Raw genomic sequence first — 17,251 nt, forward strand, 5'->3', positions numbered from 1 at the left:
GAATAGCTTATGTAATTAATTAATTTGGAACGCAAAGAAAAAAGAGGATTGTAATCAAATAAGTTGAATTTATCTTTTGTGAATTGCTATATTAGAAGCATAAAATATATACTTGATAAAATAATTTCTCACCTATTAATTGAACGGTATATTAAGTGGCTGGAGATAATACAAAATCCAGAGTAATATACTCGTATTTATCCGGACGTTTCAATACCAATGTACCTTTCTGCTTTCCATGAAATTACATTTGATATATGAAAAATATTATTCGAGTCAGAATTACTATGGATAAAACGAGTTATTAATAATGGTCATTAATGAAATAGAAATTAATTTATAATGGGGGAGGTATATTTAAATGCGTGTAGCTGCACTTTACGATATTCATGCAAACTACATTAAAAGCAGTCTTAGAAGAGATTAGAAAAGCAAACATTGATCAAGTTCTTGTCGGTGGGGATTTAGCTTGGGGACCCGAACCACGTCAAGTAATGAATTTTTTAATGGATTATAAGGATGAGTTTATTTTTATTAGAGGTAACGTTGATCGTGAAGTTTCTTACCGTTGTGGAAAGGAAAAAGGGTTAGATGATTTTACTGCCGAATTAAATAATTGGTGTGCTAATCAATTAACAGAAAAGCAATTAAGATTCCTAAAGAGTTTACCAGAAAAAGCTACTTTGAGCATTGAAGGTTTGGGAGAAGTCTTATTTGTACATGGTTCTCCCCGCAGCGATGAAGAGGCGATTCGAATAAATACTACAGAAAACGAAATTCGACCTATGCTTGAAAATGTTTCACAAGATGTTATTGTTTGTGGTCATACTCACATACAGTTTGATCGCATTGTCAATTATAAACGTGTAATTAATGCAGGAAGTGTTGGATTACAGAGTCGAGCAAATGGAGCTTGTTGGGCTTTACTCGGTCCTGATGTTGAACTCAAGGTAACTCCATATGATGCAAAAAGGGCGTCTGAAAGAATTCTTAAAACTAACGCGCCTTACAAAGAGGATTTTGCAGAACATTACTTAAATCCACCTTTTGAGGGGCCTTGATTATCAAAATATACTTTATAGTAATGAAAAAGTATAAAGTATAAGTATATAGGAAGTTAAGACAGGAAACGCTTTTCTTATTTTCAAATTCTAGTTTACATAATATATATTATCGGAAGTAACATGTCATAAAAAAGATTTTGTCTCAAAATTAAAGTATTCTTATGATAGTGAGACAAAATAAAAAATTTTAGTGTAATGATTATCTTAATTACCACCACTGTGACACTTATATTATATATAACATCGGTTGCGTAATCTGCTGCTTAAAAATTAAGTTGATCTTGCATAGCTGTGATCATCTTGTCCCAAGCATCTATTGTCTGGTCTTTATACTCAGCCCAATTTGGATGAAGTTGATGCGTTAAAGTTAGTTGACTACCAGTGTCTGTCGATTCGATATCGACAAACACACGATCGATATCTGGTAAATCATCAACGGTGGCCCATGTAAAAACGAGTCGACTAGGTCGTTCTAGCTCTAGGTAACTCCCTACATGTTCGATTAATTGTCTACCCCTTTTATCAGTAAAAATAAATTCTCCGCCTACCCGATTCTCTATTTCAACCCTTACGAGGTTTCCATCAGGGAACATCCATCGCTTAATTAACTTTGGTGTTAACCAGGCATCGTAGATCTGTTCTGGATCAGCTTTAAGATCCTTTGTTAAGCTGGCATTTAAATGATTGGCAAATGTCATGATTCCAGTTACTCTCCTTTTTGGTCCTCTGACACTCTGATATGAAACGTTTAAGTTTTGAGAACTAATCATAATCAACTTTTGTTTGAAATAAATCCAATTCATTTCCGTACAAATCCTTAAATCCTACCCCCTTTCCTCCTGGTACATCTTGTATTTCCCCATGAAAAACGATCCCACGATGCTTTAATTCGTTAAAATCTCTTTCAATATCATCCGTTTCAAACATTAGTATCACCGTATCGCCTCCTTGTTTGCCGATCAGGCGTTTTTGTTCGGGAGTCTTTGCTTCAGCAAGTTCAATCATTGTTTCGTTATCTGTTGCTGGGGAAACTGTGAGGTATTGCCATTCTGGTCCAAATTCTGCTTCTTCCCTTACGACAAAACCTAACTTGTTTACATAAAACGTCTTAGCTTCCTCTAAATTGTGAACAAACAAGGTAAGTTGGATTATGCTTTTTATCATTATTATTTTTCCTCCCCCTATCATTTAAGTCATCGTTATCTTAACATGATAAGAGCTCGCAAATTTCTCTTTAATTGCTTTTAAAAGGACCAGCATTAAATATGGCGATCAATAAACTGCTTAACTAGATGATTAAATGCCTGAGCTTTCTTTACTGGTATCTGATGTGTCCCCAGATCAACAAAAGCTAGTTCGATCCGAGACTGTGATTGGTAAACCTGCTGATAATAATAAGTAAAATCCAACTTGTTTCCGTAAACAAATAAACTAGGACAGTTTATGTTATCCAAATAATGCTTAATATTTACTTGATGTGTACTAAAGTAATACTGATACCACTTTTTAAAGTCAGTTTGATTAATATGTTTAACTAGAGTTGTTTTATCCAGATCATTTGCTGTGTTGCTAGCAGCTAATATTTTTGTTAAATAATTTCTTGTCATCCGTAGTGAAAGCATACCAGCATAATATAGTAAATGTAGTCTTGCCGTTGATACGTTTGGATAGCCACCAGATACAATTAAAGCTTCAGTTCGATCTGGATACTGACAAGCAAAGGTTTGAGCAATTATACCACCTGCTGAATAGGCACAAAGAATGGCTTTATCAATTCCTTCATGATCTAATATCGCTTCGATCTCAGAACAGTATTGCTTAATAATGTGACGATGAGATGGTGAGGTGGATTGGCCATGACCACTAAAGTCTGGTAAGATCAACTGATAATAATTGGCTAATGGAAGCTGGGCATGAAAAACAACCCGTCCGATGCCTGGAGGATGAATAAATAAGATCGGCAAACCTTCTCCTTCTACCTGATAATAAATGATGGATTGATTAAAGGTGACTTTTTTCATTATTATCCCTCGTTTCTTCACCTTATTATCAGACATTCATTTGTTTTTATACTTAGCGTTCTGTTCAAATTATTGACAAAATAATATCGCCGGTATCCCTTCATTGAGAAACCGACGATGTATGATTCCAACTATGCCATTCAAAAGTTATCATCAGGTAAGTGTTACTTATATCCGGATTCTTAACAGTCTTAGACTATTTAGTGTTACGATGAGTGTGGCTCCCATGTCAGCAAAAATAGCTAGCCATAAAGTTAACCACCCAGGGATAATCAGTAATAGAGCGACTGTCTTAATGACTAATGATAACGTAATGTTTTGCTTGATAATAGTTAAGGCCTTTCGACTTAATTTAATCGCATAAATAAGTTTAATTAAATCATCGGACATTAAGGCAATGTCTGCTGTTTCTAGAGCTGTATCCGTACCAGTGCTTGCCATTGCCACACCTACAGTTGCAGCTGTCAAAGCAGGAGCATCGTTGACCCCATCCCCAACCATGGCCACACCTTGATATTTTGTCCGGAGGTGTTTTATTACATTCAATTTATCTTCTGGAAGTAGGTCAGCTTTAATGTGAGAAATACCAATTTCTTTTCCGATAGCCTCAGCTGTTCGCTTATTATCACCAGTTAGCATAACTGTTTCTTCAAGCCCAACCTGTTGTAATTTGCGGATCACTTGCTTCGATGCCTCTCTTACTTGATCGGCAACTGCAATTAGTGAAAGAATCTCTTTCTCTGTTCCTAGTATGATAACCGTTTTAGCGTCAGCTTGAAGAGTCTTAATCTGCTGATTTATTGCAGCATTAATCTCGCCTGAAAAAAGTTCCTCAAAAAGTTTTGGATTTCCGAGATAATACATTTGATGATCGACCTTTGCTTTTACACCTTTACCTGTGATCGATTGAAATTCTTCAACGGTTATACGGTTTAGGTCTAATTTAAGTTCTTCAGCTTTTCTTATAAGAGCAGAAGCAAGTGGATGCTGTGACCCTTGTTCAATGGCCCCAGCTAAACTTATGACTTCATGCTCATCTTTATTAAACGTTACAATATCGGTTACAACAGGAATACCTTTGGTTAGGGTACCCGTCTTATCAAACGCAATCGCTTTTAGGGAACCGATTTCTTCTAAGTGGATGCCGCCTTTTATTAAAACCCCATTTTTTGCGGCATTTCCAATGGCTGTTACGATTGAAACTGGGGTTGAGATAACTAATGCACATGGACATCCTACGACCAAGACAGCTAAACCACGATAAACCGATTCATTCCAATCAAGTCCGATAAATAGTGGTGGAACAATTGCTAGGAGAATAGCAACAATAATGATCATCGGTGTATAGTATTTGGCAAAACGATCGACAAAGGCCTGAGAAGGTGCACGTTCTGCTTGTGCCTCTTCAACAAGATAGATAATTTTTGCGAGGGTCGTATCTTCAACTTGTTTCGTTACTTTGACCTCTAACAAACCTTCTTCATTCAATGTTCCTGCAAATACCTCATCATTAATTTTCTTGAGAACAGGTACACTTTCTCCTGTTATTGCAGATTGATTTAGAGTCGAGCTACCCTTAACAACAATTCCATCCATGGCTAACTTTTGACCAGGTTTAACAATCATCATATCTCCGATACGAATATCTTCAACAGGAATGATCATTTCTTTTTGGTCACGACGAATTAAAGCCTCTTTTGGTGCAATATCCATCAAAGATTCAATCGACTGACGAGCTTTTACCATTGAGTAACGCTCTAAAGCTTCGCTAATGGCAAAGAGTATAACGACAATTGCGCCTTCTCCCCACTCACCAATTGCTGCTGCACCTAAAATCGCAATGGTCATTAGTGTATTCATATCAAAGTTGAGTCGAACTAGATTTTTCAGTCCTTTAATAAATAATGAATACCCTCCGATAAGTATTGAAATGCCATAGCTAATTTTAGGGATCACGTGGTCAGCATTATATCGATAACTTAATAGCCAACTAACAAACAATAAAGCAGTTGCGATATAGACCTTAACGTTTTCTTTTTGTTTCCAAAAAGGCACACGCGCTTCAACCTTCTTATTGGCATCTTGAACCCTTAAGTTTTCAAATGCTCCGGCTTTTTCTAATTCTGCGATCGTTGCCTTCCCTTTAACAACAAGCTTAGATGCTCCAAAATTTACTTTTGCATCCTTAACACCAGGTATTTGTTTAACGTTACGCTCAAATGTGTTAGCGCAATTTGTACAAGTGAATCCTTGTACTCGATAAGTTTTAGAAGCTTCTTCAAATGCTTTTTCTTGCTGATTATACATGGGCTTCCCTCTCTTTATTTGCTAATGCAATCGCAATAAGCTGCTTAATATTTCCGTTATTTAATGAGTAAAACGCCATTTTCCCTTCCTTGCGATATTTGACAATCTTATATTTATGAAGGGTGCGTAAATGATGGGAAGCGGTAGCAATGGAAGACCTTATGATATGCGAGATATCACATACGCATAACTCTTGATCCTGGCATAAAGCATAGGCAATTTTGGCCCTGTTATGATCAGCCAAGGCTTTAAAGAGCTGGGCTACACTGGATATATCTTCTTTTTCCATATCTGCTTGAATCTGATTAACCTTTACTTCGTCATAACAATAAATCTCACATGTATCTTTTTTATTCATCGGTCTCATCCTTTTTCATTCAAAAGATTATTTGAATATATTATAATTGATGGATGATTTATATTCAAGTAATCATTTGAATGAATCTTTAATAGAAATAAGCATGCTGTTAATCAAAGATTGATCTAGGTATAGCTTTCCCCTCTCATTATTATGGCAACAGGTTTATCGCAGTGTAACCCCGTCGAAGGGCTTTTGTAAGCCTATCACTTTAAAAAATAAGGGAACACGTCATTTCTAAGTGGGTGGGAGATCCAACAGCCAGTAACTCCGATTGATTCAACTAACGTTCAGTGGGGGCTCAAGCCTAAGCTAAACAAGTTAACGGATACCACAAATTTTCCGTGGAATTCATCGAGCTTAATAAAATCTAGGCGCCAAGGCACATTTGGTTTAGCTTGAAAAACACCTACTAACATTAACAAAATATAGCTTTATTTTGTTAATGCAGTTATTTGCTTATACAAACCGGTATGATCTTCACTTGTTGTGGACAAAGGTAATTTCCCCCAAAAAACAACAAGCACCCACATCATGTGAATGCTTGTTGTTTTATTTTTGCTTACGCATCATATCATAATACTTGACAGGTTGGTCGACCTTTACTTTGGTAATCATCATGGCATGCTTGGCACGATCAATTGCTTCACCATTCTCATCCCATAATATATGAATCTTTTGTTTAAAACGGTAAAAGTTCGGCCCGAAAAACTCAACCTCATCACCAATACCAAAGCTGTTGCGCTGTTGAATGGTCGCCACTTGTGTATGCTCATCATAATCTAAAACCAGACCCGCAAAGTCATATTTAGGGATTCGATCAGGCTTACCAAAAAGCTGATCCTTTTCCGTTGGTTCATGATAGTAAAAGGCTGTTGAGAGAGAGCGTTGCGCTGCTTTCCAAATTTCATCAATCCAAGCCTGGTCAAGTTGAAAGTTTTCTGGATCAGAAAAATACGTATCTATAATCTTCCGATAAACATTGACTACTGTTGCGACATAATGAATACTTTTCATCCGTCCTTCAATTTTCAACGAATCTACCCCAGCTTCAATTAAATCGGGTAAATGCTCTACCATACTTAAATCCTGTGAACTCATGGTGTATTTTTCGTCTGCTTGATCGGAAACAGCAACGGTTCCATCCGTCCCATCCTCAAATAAATCGTATTTCCATCGACAGGATTGAGCGCATCCACCTCGGTTTGCGTCCCTTGCTGTCATATGGTTAGAAAGAACACACCGTCCAGAGTATGAGATACACATTGCACCATGAATGAAGGCCTCAATTTCGATATCAACCTTTTCTTTGATCTGACGTATTTCTTCGACCGAGACTTCGCGCGCTAGTACAACACGGGGGATCCCTTCTTTTTTCCAGTATTCGACCGTTTTCCAATTCGCAATCGATGCTTGGGTACTAATGTGTACTTCTAGATCAGGTGCTGCTTCATGACACGCCTGAATTAAAGCTGGATCAGCAGCAATCACAGCTGATATACCAATATCGTATAGTTTTTTAAAATAGTCATGAGCACCAGCTAAGTTTTCGTTATGGGCAATAATATTGGTGGCTACATAAACCTTAGCACCATACTTTTTAGCAAATACAACCCCTTCTGCCATCTCCTCAAAAGAGAAATTTCCAGCTTTAGCACGTAACCCAAATTGTCGCCCACCAATATAGACAGCATCTGCCCCGTAATGAATGGCAAATTTTAATTTTTCTAAATTGCCCGCTGGTGCAAGTAATTCTGGTTTCCGTCTTTCTATTTGCATCGTTTTCTACTCCTCTTAGTAAATCTGTTCTTTAAAATAAAAACCTGTCCCGATCTTACGTTGATTCGGTTGGGTTTGATAGATGGATTGCTTCCAGCCTGCCTTTTTAATTTGATAGAGCTCTGGATCTGTTAAATACGTGTCAATTGCTTCACGATAGAGTATGACAATCCTTTCATTATAGTCAGTTGACTTCATCATCCCCTCTATCTTTAAGCCATCTATTTGAGCACTAAGAATCAGATCGAGATAATCAATCATGACTAAATCTTCTGTACTCATGATATGTGTACCATTAATATCCTCAAAAATAGGATAGTGACTATCTGCTTTTTTATCTTCTTTAATATATCGAACCTGATCTTGCTCGTAGGACTTGTCGATATGCTGATAATAATTTCGAACAAGCTTGCGCTTCGATTGAAAGATACATGTCATGCCATGCACCTGTATTTCAATGGGGCAGCTGACATGTTCTTTGATCTCAATAACCGCATCTAATGATAGTTCATTAGATAATGCTGCCCGGTCCATTCCTCGCTGATGCCAGTAATTTAATGTTTGATAGTTCGTTGATAAGGTGGCAGGATTCCATGTTAATGGTGTTGTTAAGTTGAGGTCTCGTTTAATTTGAAAGATCGACTGGTCACCTGCGATAATACCGTCGACACCATCACGCTCAAGTGCTGTTAAATAATCAGGTAATGCCTCAAGATGTTGGTTATGAAAAATGGCGTTAACTTGGATATAGGCTTTTTTATTCATAGCATGAAGGAGATCAATTGCCTCCTTGATATCAGATAATTCAAAATCACCTGCTACACGATTACCAAATTGTTGATGGCCAATTAAAATAGCATCGGCTCCAGCTTGAGCTAATCGTTTTACTTCTTCAAGATCCTTTGCTGTAGCAAGTAGTTCTGGTTTATATAAATTCATGTACTTATTCACCTCAAAAAATACAGTCTATTGCTAATTATGAACCAATCACATCAAAAAGCAGTGATAAATATCACATTTTTTCATACTTTTTATTATATTAATTGACAAAATACAAATTGTCCTTGAACCCATTATGTAACTAAAAAAACCGGTTCTCTGTCAAATGTGGTGGTGCGAATTTCACTCCACCATCGCTTTTGTTAAAAGGCTTTATACACAAATAGTGATTATGCATAGACCGCAGAGGGAAATATACTCGCTTTCCGCGGACGAACGCCCGAGCCTCCTCGCAAAGCCCGCTGTAGGGTCTCGGATCGCCCGTTTTTCCGCAGGAGTCTCGCATATTTCCTCTGCTAAGTTCCTTTATGCCAAAGCCTTTCTAATCTCTTGTCACCACAATATTTTCTTTTTCAATCGTTCAAAATCTTTAATGCCATATGAGATACGCTTTGTCATTTTGATTGTGTTATTGACACCTTCAATGTATCCATTGTAAAAAACCTAGTAGGAACGAAGCCCTACTAGGTTATTGCGTTTCAGAGTGACTAGGAAACCCTGCTAAAGATTTAGCGGTTCTGGCAGCAGACACGATTGCCTGCTCAACAGCTGTTGTAGCTAACATCGCGACGACATTTAAATCTGCCTCTACCTGATCACAACTTAGTGCAAACAGTGTATCACCATCAATAAAGGTATGTGAAGGACGCGTTGTACGAGCTATCCCGTCATGTGCAATACTAGCTATTTTGTTCAATTGTGCTTTATTTGCCTTGGCATTAGTTAATACAGTACCGATCGTTGTATTGCCAGAAAAGCGATTCGTATTCAGTTCAAGTTGCTTTAACATCATTTGTTCACTATTTAAAAGTTGTTTAGTCCCCCGATCATAAACACCTGCCAGGATCTGGCCAGTTTTTGGGTCGATGATGTCTCCAAAGCAATTGACTGCAATCAGGGCAGCTACCATTAACTCGCCTACTTGAAGTGCGTAATGGCCAAGTCCTGCTTTCATCCCATAATCTGGCCCTAAGCACTTACCAACAGTTGCCCCTAGACCAGCTCCAACGTTTCCTAAACGATCATCACGCTCCTGTGCATTGAGACATGCTTGATATCCTAATTGGGCGTCTGGTCTAATATGGGATTGTCCAATTATTAAGTCGTAGAGGACAGCTCCTGGAACAATTGGGATATGCGCTATTTGCGTATCAAAGCCAATCTTTCTTTCCTCTAAATAGCGCATAACCCCAGTGCCAACATCTAGGCCGAACGCGCTCCCACCTGTAAAAAAAACACCATGAACGATATCGACAAGATTTTCTGATTTTAATAAATCTGTTTCTCTTGTCCCCGGTGATCCACCTCGGACACTGACTCCTGCTTTTGCTCCGTTTTCAGCCAAGACAACGGTACAACCGGTAATCGCTTGGTCGTTTTCAGCATGCCCTATTTTAAATTGATTAAGCTGATTAATCGAAATAACATTTTGCATTGCTATGTCCCCCATTCTTTGGTTTAATAGAAGTCAAACAAGGGTATTTTATCGCTGTGTAACTGTCTGGGGCTGCGATTACTCGCCCCATCGAAGGGCTTTGGTAAGACTCCCACTTCAAGAAATAATGTCTAAATGGGAGATCCAACAGCCAGTAACGGCTCGATTGGTTCAACTAACGTTCAGTGCGGGAGAGAGTAAGCGGACTAAGTTCGTGACGTCTGCACGAGCACATCCTATGCATCGAAACCCCCACTGAATGAAGTTTCACTTTACTTTAGTCCTAACATTTTAATTGGAGTGATAATATGGCAAAGATACATGCACATATGATTGTACATGGGATGGTTCAAGGTGTTGGCTTTCGTTATACAACTCAAATAAAGGCAAATGAAATTGGCGTAACGGGTTGGGTTAAAAATCAGTTAGATGATACGGTTGAAATTGAAGTTGAAGGTGAGATAGAAAAAGTCTATCAATTTATCGATCAAATCAAAGCTAGTCCAAGTCCAGCTGCACGGGTTGAAGATGTTGAACTATCTATTTCAGAAGAATTAAAGGCATATCAATCCTTTAAAGTCGTCTACTAAAGGTTATTTTACCACAGTGTAACTCTCCCATTTCAAGATATAAGGAACAAGTCATGTCTAAGTGGGAGATCCAACAGCCAGTAACCGCCCGATTGATTCAACTAACGTTCAGTGGGGGATGGAAAACCTCCACTGAGCAAAGTTTCACTTTATGCGATGTTTGAACATTCATCATTAATCAGCGTTAAAAAAAGCCGTGTAATTTAAAGTTATACACGGCTTTTTTCTACTTTTCTTCAAAGAAACGACGGTTAAGGGCAATATATTCATGCTCTTCTTCTGGAACTTCATCTTCCATATAAATGGCTTCAACCGGACATACGGCTTCACAAGCTCCACAATCGATGCAAATATCCGGATCGATATAATACATTTCGTCTCCTTCTTCTATACAATCAACTGGACAAACCTCTTCACATTCCCCAGCTTTTTCACCGATACAAGCAGATGTAATAACAAATGCCAACGTATACCCCTCCTTATAATGATGTTTCTACCAAATATGCTGAAGTTGATAGAAATCATGTTCGTGTTCAATTAGAAATACATCTGGATTCTTAAGGAAACGCCATTCTGTATAGCTATAGTTTGAATCAAAATGACTCAAAAGTAGTGTCAGCAAATTCCCATGTGTCACAATCGCAACATGAAGATGATTCGGATCCTCCATGGCTTCTTTAATCACGGCAAGCCCACGTTTTAAGGCATCATTAGATGATTCTCCCCCTGGTAGACGATAATTCTTATCAATAAAAGAATGCTTGACGACATCTACCCAATCATCGACAGGTTCAGCGCTTAAAATACGCTCCTGCAACCGGGCGTCCTGTTCAATCTTTAGATGATGACTATAAGCATAGGGGTGGATGGTCTCAACAGCTCTCATATAAGGGCTGGATATAATACGATCGATTTTAAGATCCTTTTCAGTAAAAAATTCTGCCAATCGTCGTGCTTGATTAACCCCAAGGTTCGTTAAAGGGGAGTCTTTGTGCTGCCCCTCTGCTTGGCAATGTCGTATGAGAATCAGCTTTTTCATTGAATCAGCTCCTGAATGATGGGAGTATTTGGCTCGCCTTCTACTATAGCTTTAAACCTTTCATTAAAACCATGTGTTATTCACTTTCTTCGCTAAAATAGTCTTTTTTAAAACCGCCAATGCGATTGGAATTATCAATGATAAAATAAAATTCCTCTGTTTCGTTTTTTACAGGATAAATCTTACCAGGTGTTAACATATTATTCACCACAAATTTCTTCGCATTCGCATGTACACACTTAATATGTTTAATCGTTTCTTTATCGTTCCATTTGGTATGAATCAATGCGCACACTCCTCTCTCTCTTTGTACACGCTACTTTCCTATATATTCTAACACGTTTCTGCAAAAAAGATAAGCATTGTTGACAAATTTTCAGTTTTATTCCGAAACAGAGCAAAGGAACTGGTGAAAAGCTTAATCAAATAGCGCCTTATAGACACCATAGCCTTCTTGCTCAAGCCTATGCTTAGGAATAAAGCGCAGGGCGGCTGAATTAATACAGTAGCGCATCCCTCCATCATCCTTTGGTCCATCATTAAATACATGTCCTAAATGGCTATCAGCTGCTTTACTTCTCACTTCGATTCGACGCATACCATGAGAGGTATCAAGTTTTTCCTCTAACTCATTCCGGTTAATAGGCTTGGTAAAGCTTGGCCAACCACAGCCCGCATCATATTGATCCCGTGAAGAAAATAAAGGTTCACCACTGACGATATCCACATAAATTCCCTCTTCCTGATTTGCATAATACGGGTTTTGAAACGGCGGCTCTGTCCCATTTTCTTGGGTGACATGATATTGGATTGGGGTTAGGCGCTCCTTTAGTTCAGACTGAGAGTAGCTTCGCTTCCATGTCTGGTTAATAAAAGCCTCTCGACCAGAACCTTTTTTGTAAAGACGATAATGGAAGCTATTTTTTTTATAATAATCCTGATGCTCTTCCTCAGCAGGATAAAAGGGTTGGGCAGGTAGGATTTCTGTCACAATCGGTTTAGTAAATTTACCCGACTCGCTTAATGCTTGTTTAGATTTCTCGGCTATTTCTTGCTGATCACGGTCATGATAAAAAATGGCGGTACGGTAAGAGTCGCCTCGATCATTAAATTGTCCACCCGGATCAGTCGGGTCAATTTGTTGCCAAAAAATGTCCACTAATTTTTGATAAGAGAATCGAGTTGGGTCGTACGTAATTTGTACGGCTTCATAATGTCCTGTCGTGTCGCTGCACACGTCTTGATAGGTTGGATTCTTTTTATGCCCTCCTGTATAACCAGACACAACTGAAATGATACCAGGTTGTTGATCAAAAGGTTCAACCATACACCAAAAACAACCGCCCGCAAAAGTCGCCAATGCTTGTTTCGTTTCTGTCATCATATCTGCTCCTTCGTTTAGTTTATCCTTATTTTAAATTGCCCAGAATGAATAATCAAATGTATAGGATTGGGCTTGTAGTATTCTTAGCGGAACGATCTCTTAATGTTTCAATTTTGTACAGGTTGTCATCTTTTTCGTTAATCGAGATCTTCGCCAAATCGGATTCGATCGTGTTATGATCAACTGTATCGATGTGAACTTCTGTTTCATCATCGGTCGTTTCTTTTTCTTCATCCTCTATTGCTTTACTTTCATCTTTATTTTGGTTGCTTTCGTCACTCTTACTTTCATCACTCTCATCTGATTCATTGAATTCTTTCATTAGCGCAAGCATACTAGGAAGACTCTTTAATAATGGACCATACTGTTGAATCATCGGGGTAATAGATTGAGTCATTTTTAAAATGTTTTGTAACTGACCGAGCGTTTCAGTTAGATTACCACTACCAACAGATGGTAAAAAACGTTGCAATAATCCTGATAATCCCGTTTTAGGGGCAGTCGCTTGTGTTATCATCTGTGGATTTGGCATACCGGGATACATAGGCATTCTCGGCATAAAATTTTGTGCTTGAGTATATGGATAACCAGCCTGTGTAAATGGGGCAAATTGCTTCATATTGAATCCCTCTTTTCCTTTTATCTACTAGGATAGCTTACGCTAGGCGAATAAAAGTGTGAATCGTCCTACCCTTTACGGAGAAATACCCAAAGAAAAAGTATCGGCAGTGCCGATACTTTAGATATTTCCTGGGTAAGCGCAAGAAAATCAATAATAAGACAAGCTACTCATCGTAATCTGTCATTAATTGACGCTGTGAAGCGAAAGAAGTTGATAAGTACAAATAGTTTGGTTGTCCCGCCATGTTAGTTCAACTATTTTACCAAAGCCAATTTGATCAGCGTCTTCGTGTCTCCTAATTTCAATCCGATCACCTATTGGGTAAAGTCGATAGCCTGTTAAAGTAACCACAAAGCAGTTCTCTTTACCTTTTACGCGTACCTCTTTACCCTGCGTGACCAACGTTGATTCGATAGTAAGTGGCATTGACATTAGACCGTCCTCCTTTGCTATATCCTATTATAGAGGTTATTCAAGTTATTACCAAATGATAAGGAACACAGACTTTATAACTTATTTTCACTACGCAAGCGATAACTATAAATTAAACTTAGCTGTTGATCCATTTGGAGATGAGGTAATCTGTAATTTAACATGAATTTCTTCTTTTAATTGTGGTACATGTGAAATAATTCCTAGAATTCGATTATTTTGTTGCAGTCCTTTTAAAGTATCGATGGCTTGCTCTAAGGATAGGTCGTCTAATGTTCCGAATCCCTCATCAATAAATAAGGTATCAAGTTGAACGCCACCTGAATGAGACTGAACAACATCAGCCATTCCCAGGGCTAAGCTTAATGATGCTTTAAAGCTCTCCCCCCCTGACAGCGTTTTTACCGAACGGGTTTTACCTGTATGCTGATCTAATACCTCTAAATCAAGTCCACTTTGTGCACCAGATTTAGCTAGTCGTTCACTTCTTAAAAGTTGGTAGCGATGATCACTAAGCTGATCAAGCCTAAAGTTTGCTTGAAGTAAAATTTCATCTAAAAATGCAGCTAATACATATCGTTCAAATGAAAGTCGTAAATGATTATCTCCTTTTGCTAGATCAGCCAATGCTGATACGTCGCGGAAGTCAGCATCCAATGATTGGTATTGTCTGTATAGCTCCTTCACTTGCTCTGCAATCATTTGATCATGCTCTAACTTATGCTCCGCATGATTAAGTTCGCGCATTAGCTTGTCAACTTGTTGTTGCTGCTCAGTAAGCCTTTGTTGAATATGATCAAGCGCAGGCTTTTGCTTTTGCTCAAGATATTCTGCTAATTGATTTAAGCGTGATCCAACTTCTTGCTTTTTTTGTTCAAACTGGTCAAGCTCTTCGACAAGCTGTTGAATCCGTTCAACTGATAATTTGGCTTTTTGGTATTGATCGATGTCATCAAAGCGTGAATGAGCTAGTTCTCGCGTGAACTGTTGCTGAGCACGGTCATATCTTTCGTTTAACTGCTCCAAAAAGTTTAGACTGGCTAGATAACGTGATTCCAACTGACTCGTTTGTTCACGAATAGCTAAGATCTTTTCCTCTTGAGCTTTATAGTCATCAAACCAATTAGCCAAGTTTGTTTGCTTTACCTGTAAATGTATTTGCCATTGCTCAAAGGTTAGCGATGTTTTTGGCAACTGTGGTAATAACGACGCTTTTTGCCCATCCAATCGTAGCACTTTTTGATTGAGCTCTTGATATGATTGGTATTGTTCATCTTTCTTCACAACTAACTCATCCAACGCTTGCTTGTGCTTTTCCTTTTCGAGCTCAAGTTGCTTTAAATCGGTTAATTGCATGGTCAGTTGTTTAAGTTGTTCTTGCTTGACTTGATGGCTTGCCTGGGCTTGATCTAACTGCTGTTTAATCAGTTGATCGGTTAATTGATTGAATGTTAGGTTAAGTCGGTGAGATAGCCGTTCGGTTTGGGTTTGTTTAGCTTGATGATTAGCTTTGGCCTCGACTAAGCGATCTTGTTGCAACTTAAGCTTTTGCTCAATCTGCTCAATCCTATTTAATAATCGATCTTTTTCAATAGGATCAAGTGTTGAATCTATCATATCTGCCGGATATGGATGTTCACGTGAACCACAAACCGGACACGGTTGATCTTCCATTAATTCCTTGGCTAAACTGGCTGCGAAATGGTGCTGCTGATCTGTTTCCCACTGTTTAAGTTGCTGATTAGTAGTGGCAAGCTTTTGCTTTAATTCATTATAATCGCCCTCAGCTTTCTGGTAAACCTGAAGTAAAGTCTGTAATTCCTGATAAGATTCCGCCAATTCAGTAATAACAACCAGTCTATCCTTTGCTTGTTGACAGTCTATTTTTAATTGATAGATTTGTTCACTTAACACAAATAATTGGCCAAGTTGCTCATCTATTTTTTTTAGTTGCTGTTCTTTTTCGGATAGTTTGAGTTCTACTTGCTTAATAACCAGATCCTTCTCGAGCGATTCGCTTTTGAGCTTTGCTAGGACTGTATCAAGCTCGATCACTTGATGCCATATCTGTGTTTGTTCGTTTAGCTTCGTTAATGCTTGTTGTTGATCAAGTTTACTTGGATAGTCGTCTTTAAGCTTAATAAAGTTTTGTTCTAGTTTGGCTAAGCGATCTTTTAATCCGACAAGCTCCTTTTCATGCACTGCCAGCTCGTTTTTTTGGCTCAGCCATTCTTTTTCACGTTCTCTCAGTTGTTGCTCATAGGGTTGCAACCTATTTGCTAGCTCTGCTGCTTTTAATTTAGCTTGTTTTTGTTCAATAACAATCTTTTGGCTAGCAAGCTGCTGTTGTTGATTAATTAGCAGATCATATTCATTAAACTGGTCGATCAATACCTGTGCTTGACGGTATTCCTCTTGTAATTGTGCTGTTTTTTCTTGCTCAGCCATTAGCTGTTTTTTCTGCTTTACTATCCAGTCGTTATTGTCCTTCAACTTATTTGATAATGCTTGAAAATAATCTTTGAAAGTCCAGCTTGTTTGCTGATCTTGTTGATCAGTCGACCAGTTTACTTGCTCAAGCTTTGTTTTAATCCGCATATCTAAATCATAGAGTTGATCCTTCAATGCTTTAGCTTTATTTTTTAGTTGCTCGGTAAGATTACGATAGAAATAGGTATGAAAAATCTTCTGTAAAATTAGCTCGCGTTCACGACTATTTTCAGCAATAAGTTTACGAAATTCACCTTGAGGGATCATGATCATTTTACAAAATTGCTCATAATCTAGGGCAAGCAATGCCGTTATTGTCTCATTTACCTCATTGACCTTACTATGTAGCAGCTTTCTCTCGTTTGCTTCAATTTTATAAAGCTCAGCAGTTGCGGGATATTCCCGTAGCCCATCACCGCGCTCTTTTGCTTTGAGCTGCTTCGGTCTCCTAATCACCTGATAGGTTTGCTGTCTGAGTTCAAATGTAAAAGCGACTTCTGTCGTTTGATTAGCAGCGGCGAAATCACTCCTTAATGTATCATAATCTCGATCAGAACCACTTGCCTTACCATATAATGCAAAACAAATCGCATCAAAAATGGATGTTTTACCAGCACCCGTTGGGCCGGTAATCAAATAGATAGCCTCATTGCCTAGCAAACTAAAATCGATTGTTTGCTTGTCTTTATATGGTCCAAAAGCTTCCACCATTAATCTCAGTGCCCGCATAA

At 38.3% G+C, this 17,251-nt stretch carries 17 protein-coding genes and 1 pseudogene; 2 read left to right on the top strand and 16 right to left on the bottom strand.

What is annotated here, in order from left to right; genetic code table 11:
* Window positions 1-389 precede the first annotated feature (389 nt).
* Window positions 390-1,061, top strand: a complete 672-nt coding sequence (locus ASE01S_RS00190; protein WP_245630297.1) for a metallophosphoesterase family protein — start codon at window positions 390-392, stop codon at window positions 1,059-1,061.
* A 266-nt stretch (window positions 1,062-1,327) separates the two neighbouring features.
* Here the strand turns inward: ASE01S_RS00190 and ASE01S_RS00195 are convergent, their stop codons facing one another.
* From ASE01S_RS00195 to ASE01S_RS00230, 9 genes and pseudogenes are all read right to left on the bottom strand, one after another.
* Window positions 1,328-1,762, bottom strand: a complete 435-nt coding sequence (locus ASE01S_RS00195) for an SRPBCC family protein (protein WP_169793081.1) — start codon at window positions 1,760-1,762, stop codon at window positions 1,328-1,330.
* Between the two features lie 64 nt (window positions 1,763-1,826).
* Window positions 1,827-2,228 carry a VOC family protein gene (locus ASE01S_RS00200; RefSeq protein WP_067836315.1) on the bottom strand — a complete coding sequence of 134 codons (402 nt, stop codon included), beginning with the start codon at window positions 2,226-2,228 and terminating at the stop codon, window positions 1,827-1,829.
* Between the two features lie 95 nt (window positions 2,229-2,323).
* The gene (locus ASE01S_RS00205; RefSeq protein WP_067836318.1) at window positions 2,324-3,085 is read right to left on the bottom strand and encodes an alpha/beta fold hydrolase; all 762 of its coding nucleotides are present in this window, start codon (window positions 3,083-3,085) and stop codon (window positions 2,324-2,326) included.
* 168 nt (window positions 3,086-3,253) lie between these two features.
* On the bottom strand, window positions 3,254-5,392 hold the full coding sequence (locus tag ASE01S_RS00210; protein ID WP_067836322.1) for a heavy metal translocating P-type ATPase: 2,139 nt from the start codon (window positions 5,390-5,392) through the stop codon (window positions 3,254-3,256).
* Window positions 5,385-5,750, bottom strand: coding sequence for an ArsR/SmtB family transcription factor (locus ASE01S_RS00215; protein ID WP_067836325.1), 366 nt, complete (start codon window positions 5,748-5,750; stop codon window positions 5,385-5,387). Before ASE01S_RS00215 ends, ASE01S_RS00210 begins: the two co-directional genes overlap by 8 nt.
* Window positions 5,751-6,302: 552 nt before the next feature.
* Window positions 6,303-7,529 (bottom strand): peptidase U32 family protein, encoded by a 1,227-nt coding sequence (locus tag ASE01S_RS00220; RefSeq protein WP_067836328.1) that lies wholly within the window; start codon window positions 7,527-7,529, stop codon window positions 6,303-6,305.
* A gap of 15 nt (window positions 7,530-7,544) precedes the next feature.
* On the bottom strand, window positions 7,545-8,468 hold the full coding sequence (locus tag ASE01S_RS00225; protein WP_067836331.1) for a peptidase U32 family protein: 924 nt from the start codon (window positions 8,466-8,468) through the stop codon (window positions 7,545-7,547).
* Window positions 8,469-8,861: 393 nt separating this feature from the next.
* Window positions 8,862-8,969 (bottom strand): annotated as a pseudogene (locus ASE01S_RS16310) (transposase); the annotation flags it as partial.
* Window positions 8,970-8,997: 28 nt separating this feature from the next.
* Window positions 8,998-9,963 (bottom strand): P1 family peptidase, encoded by a 966-nt coding sequence (locus ASE01S_RS00230; RefSeq protein WP_067836334.1) that lies wholly within the window; start codon window positions 9,961-9,963, stop codon window positions 8,998-9,000.
* Between the two features lie 308 nt (window positions 9,964-10,271).
* On the opposite strand from ASE01S_RS00230, the gene ASE01S_RS00235 reads away from it, so the two are divergent.
* Window positions 10,272-10,553, top strand: coding sequence for an acylphosphatase (locus ASE01S_RS00235; protein WP_067836337.1), 282 nt, complete (start codon window positions 10,272-10,274; stop codon window positions 10,551-10,553).
* A gap of 226 nt (window positions 10,554-10,779) precedes the next feature.
* Here the strand turns inward: ASE01S_RS00235 and fdxA are convergent, their stop codons facing one another.
* The 7 genes from fdxA to ASE01S_RS00270 all read right to left on the bottom strand — a co-directional run bounded on the left by fdxA (window position 10,780) and on the right by ASE01S_RS00270 (window position 17,249).
* Complete coding sequence (gene fdxA / locus ASE01S_RS00240) at window positions 10,780-11,019, bottom strand: 4Fe-4S ferredoxin (protein ID WP_067836341.1); 240 nt, start codon at window positions 11,017-11,019, stop codon at window positions 10,780-10,782.
* A 27-nt stretch (window positions 11,020-11,046) separates the two neighbouring features.
* Window positions 11,047-11,592 (bottom strand): histidine phosphatase family protein, encoded by a 546-nt coding sequence (locus tag ASE01S_RS00245; RefSeq protein WP_067836344.1) that lies wholly within the window; start codon window positions 11,590-11,592, stop codon window positions 11,047-11,049.
* Between the two features lie 76 nt (window positions 11,593-11,668).
* Entirely contained in the window at window positions 11,669-11,878 is a 210-nt protein-coding gene (locus ASE01S_RS00250) for a DUF6501 family protein (protein ID WP_067836347.1), read from the bottom strand.
* Window positions 11,879-12,010: 132 nt separating this feature from the next.
* On the bottom strand, window positions 12,011-12,973 hold the full coding sequence (gene msrA / locus ASE01S_RS00255; RefSeq protein WP_067836351.1) for a peptide-methionine (S)-S-oxide reductase MsrA: 963 nt from the start codon (window positions 12,971-12,973) through the stop codon (window positions 12,011-12,013).
* 55 nt (window positions 12,974-13,028) lie between these two features.
* On the bottom strand, window positions 13,029-13,595 hold the full coding sequence (gene vrrA / locus ASE01S_RS00260; RefSeq protein ID WP_067836354.1) for a VrrA/YqfQ family protein: 567 nt from the start codon (window positions 13,593-13,595) through the stop codon (window positions 13,029-13,031).
* 186 nt (window positions 13,596-13,781) lie between these two features.
* Entirely contained in the window at window positions 13,782-14,030 is a 249-nt protein-coding gene (locus tag ASE01S_RS00265) for a DUF2584 family protein (protein WP_067836358.1), read from the bottom strand.
* Window positions 14,031-14,135: 105 nt separating this feature from the next.
* Window positions 14,136-17,249, bottom strand: a complete 3,114-nt coding sequence (locus tag ASE01S_RS00270; protein WP_067836362.1) for an AAA family ATPase — start codon at window positions 17,247-17,249, stop codon at window positions 14,136-14,138.
* Window positions 17,250-17,251 lie beyond the last annotated feature (2 nt).

Source organism: Amphibacillus sediminis NBRC 103570, from assembly GCF_001552275.1.
Classification (GTDB): Bacteria; Bacillota; Bacilli; order Bacillales; family Amphibacillaceae; genus Amphibacillus_B; species Amphibacillus_B sediminis.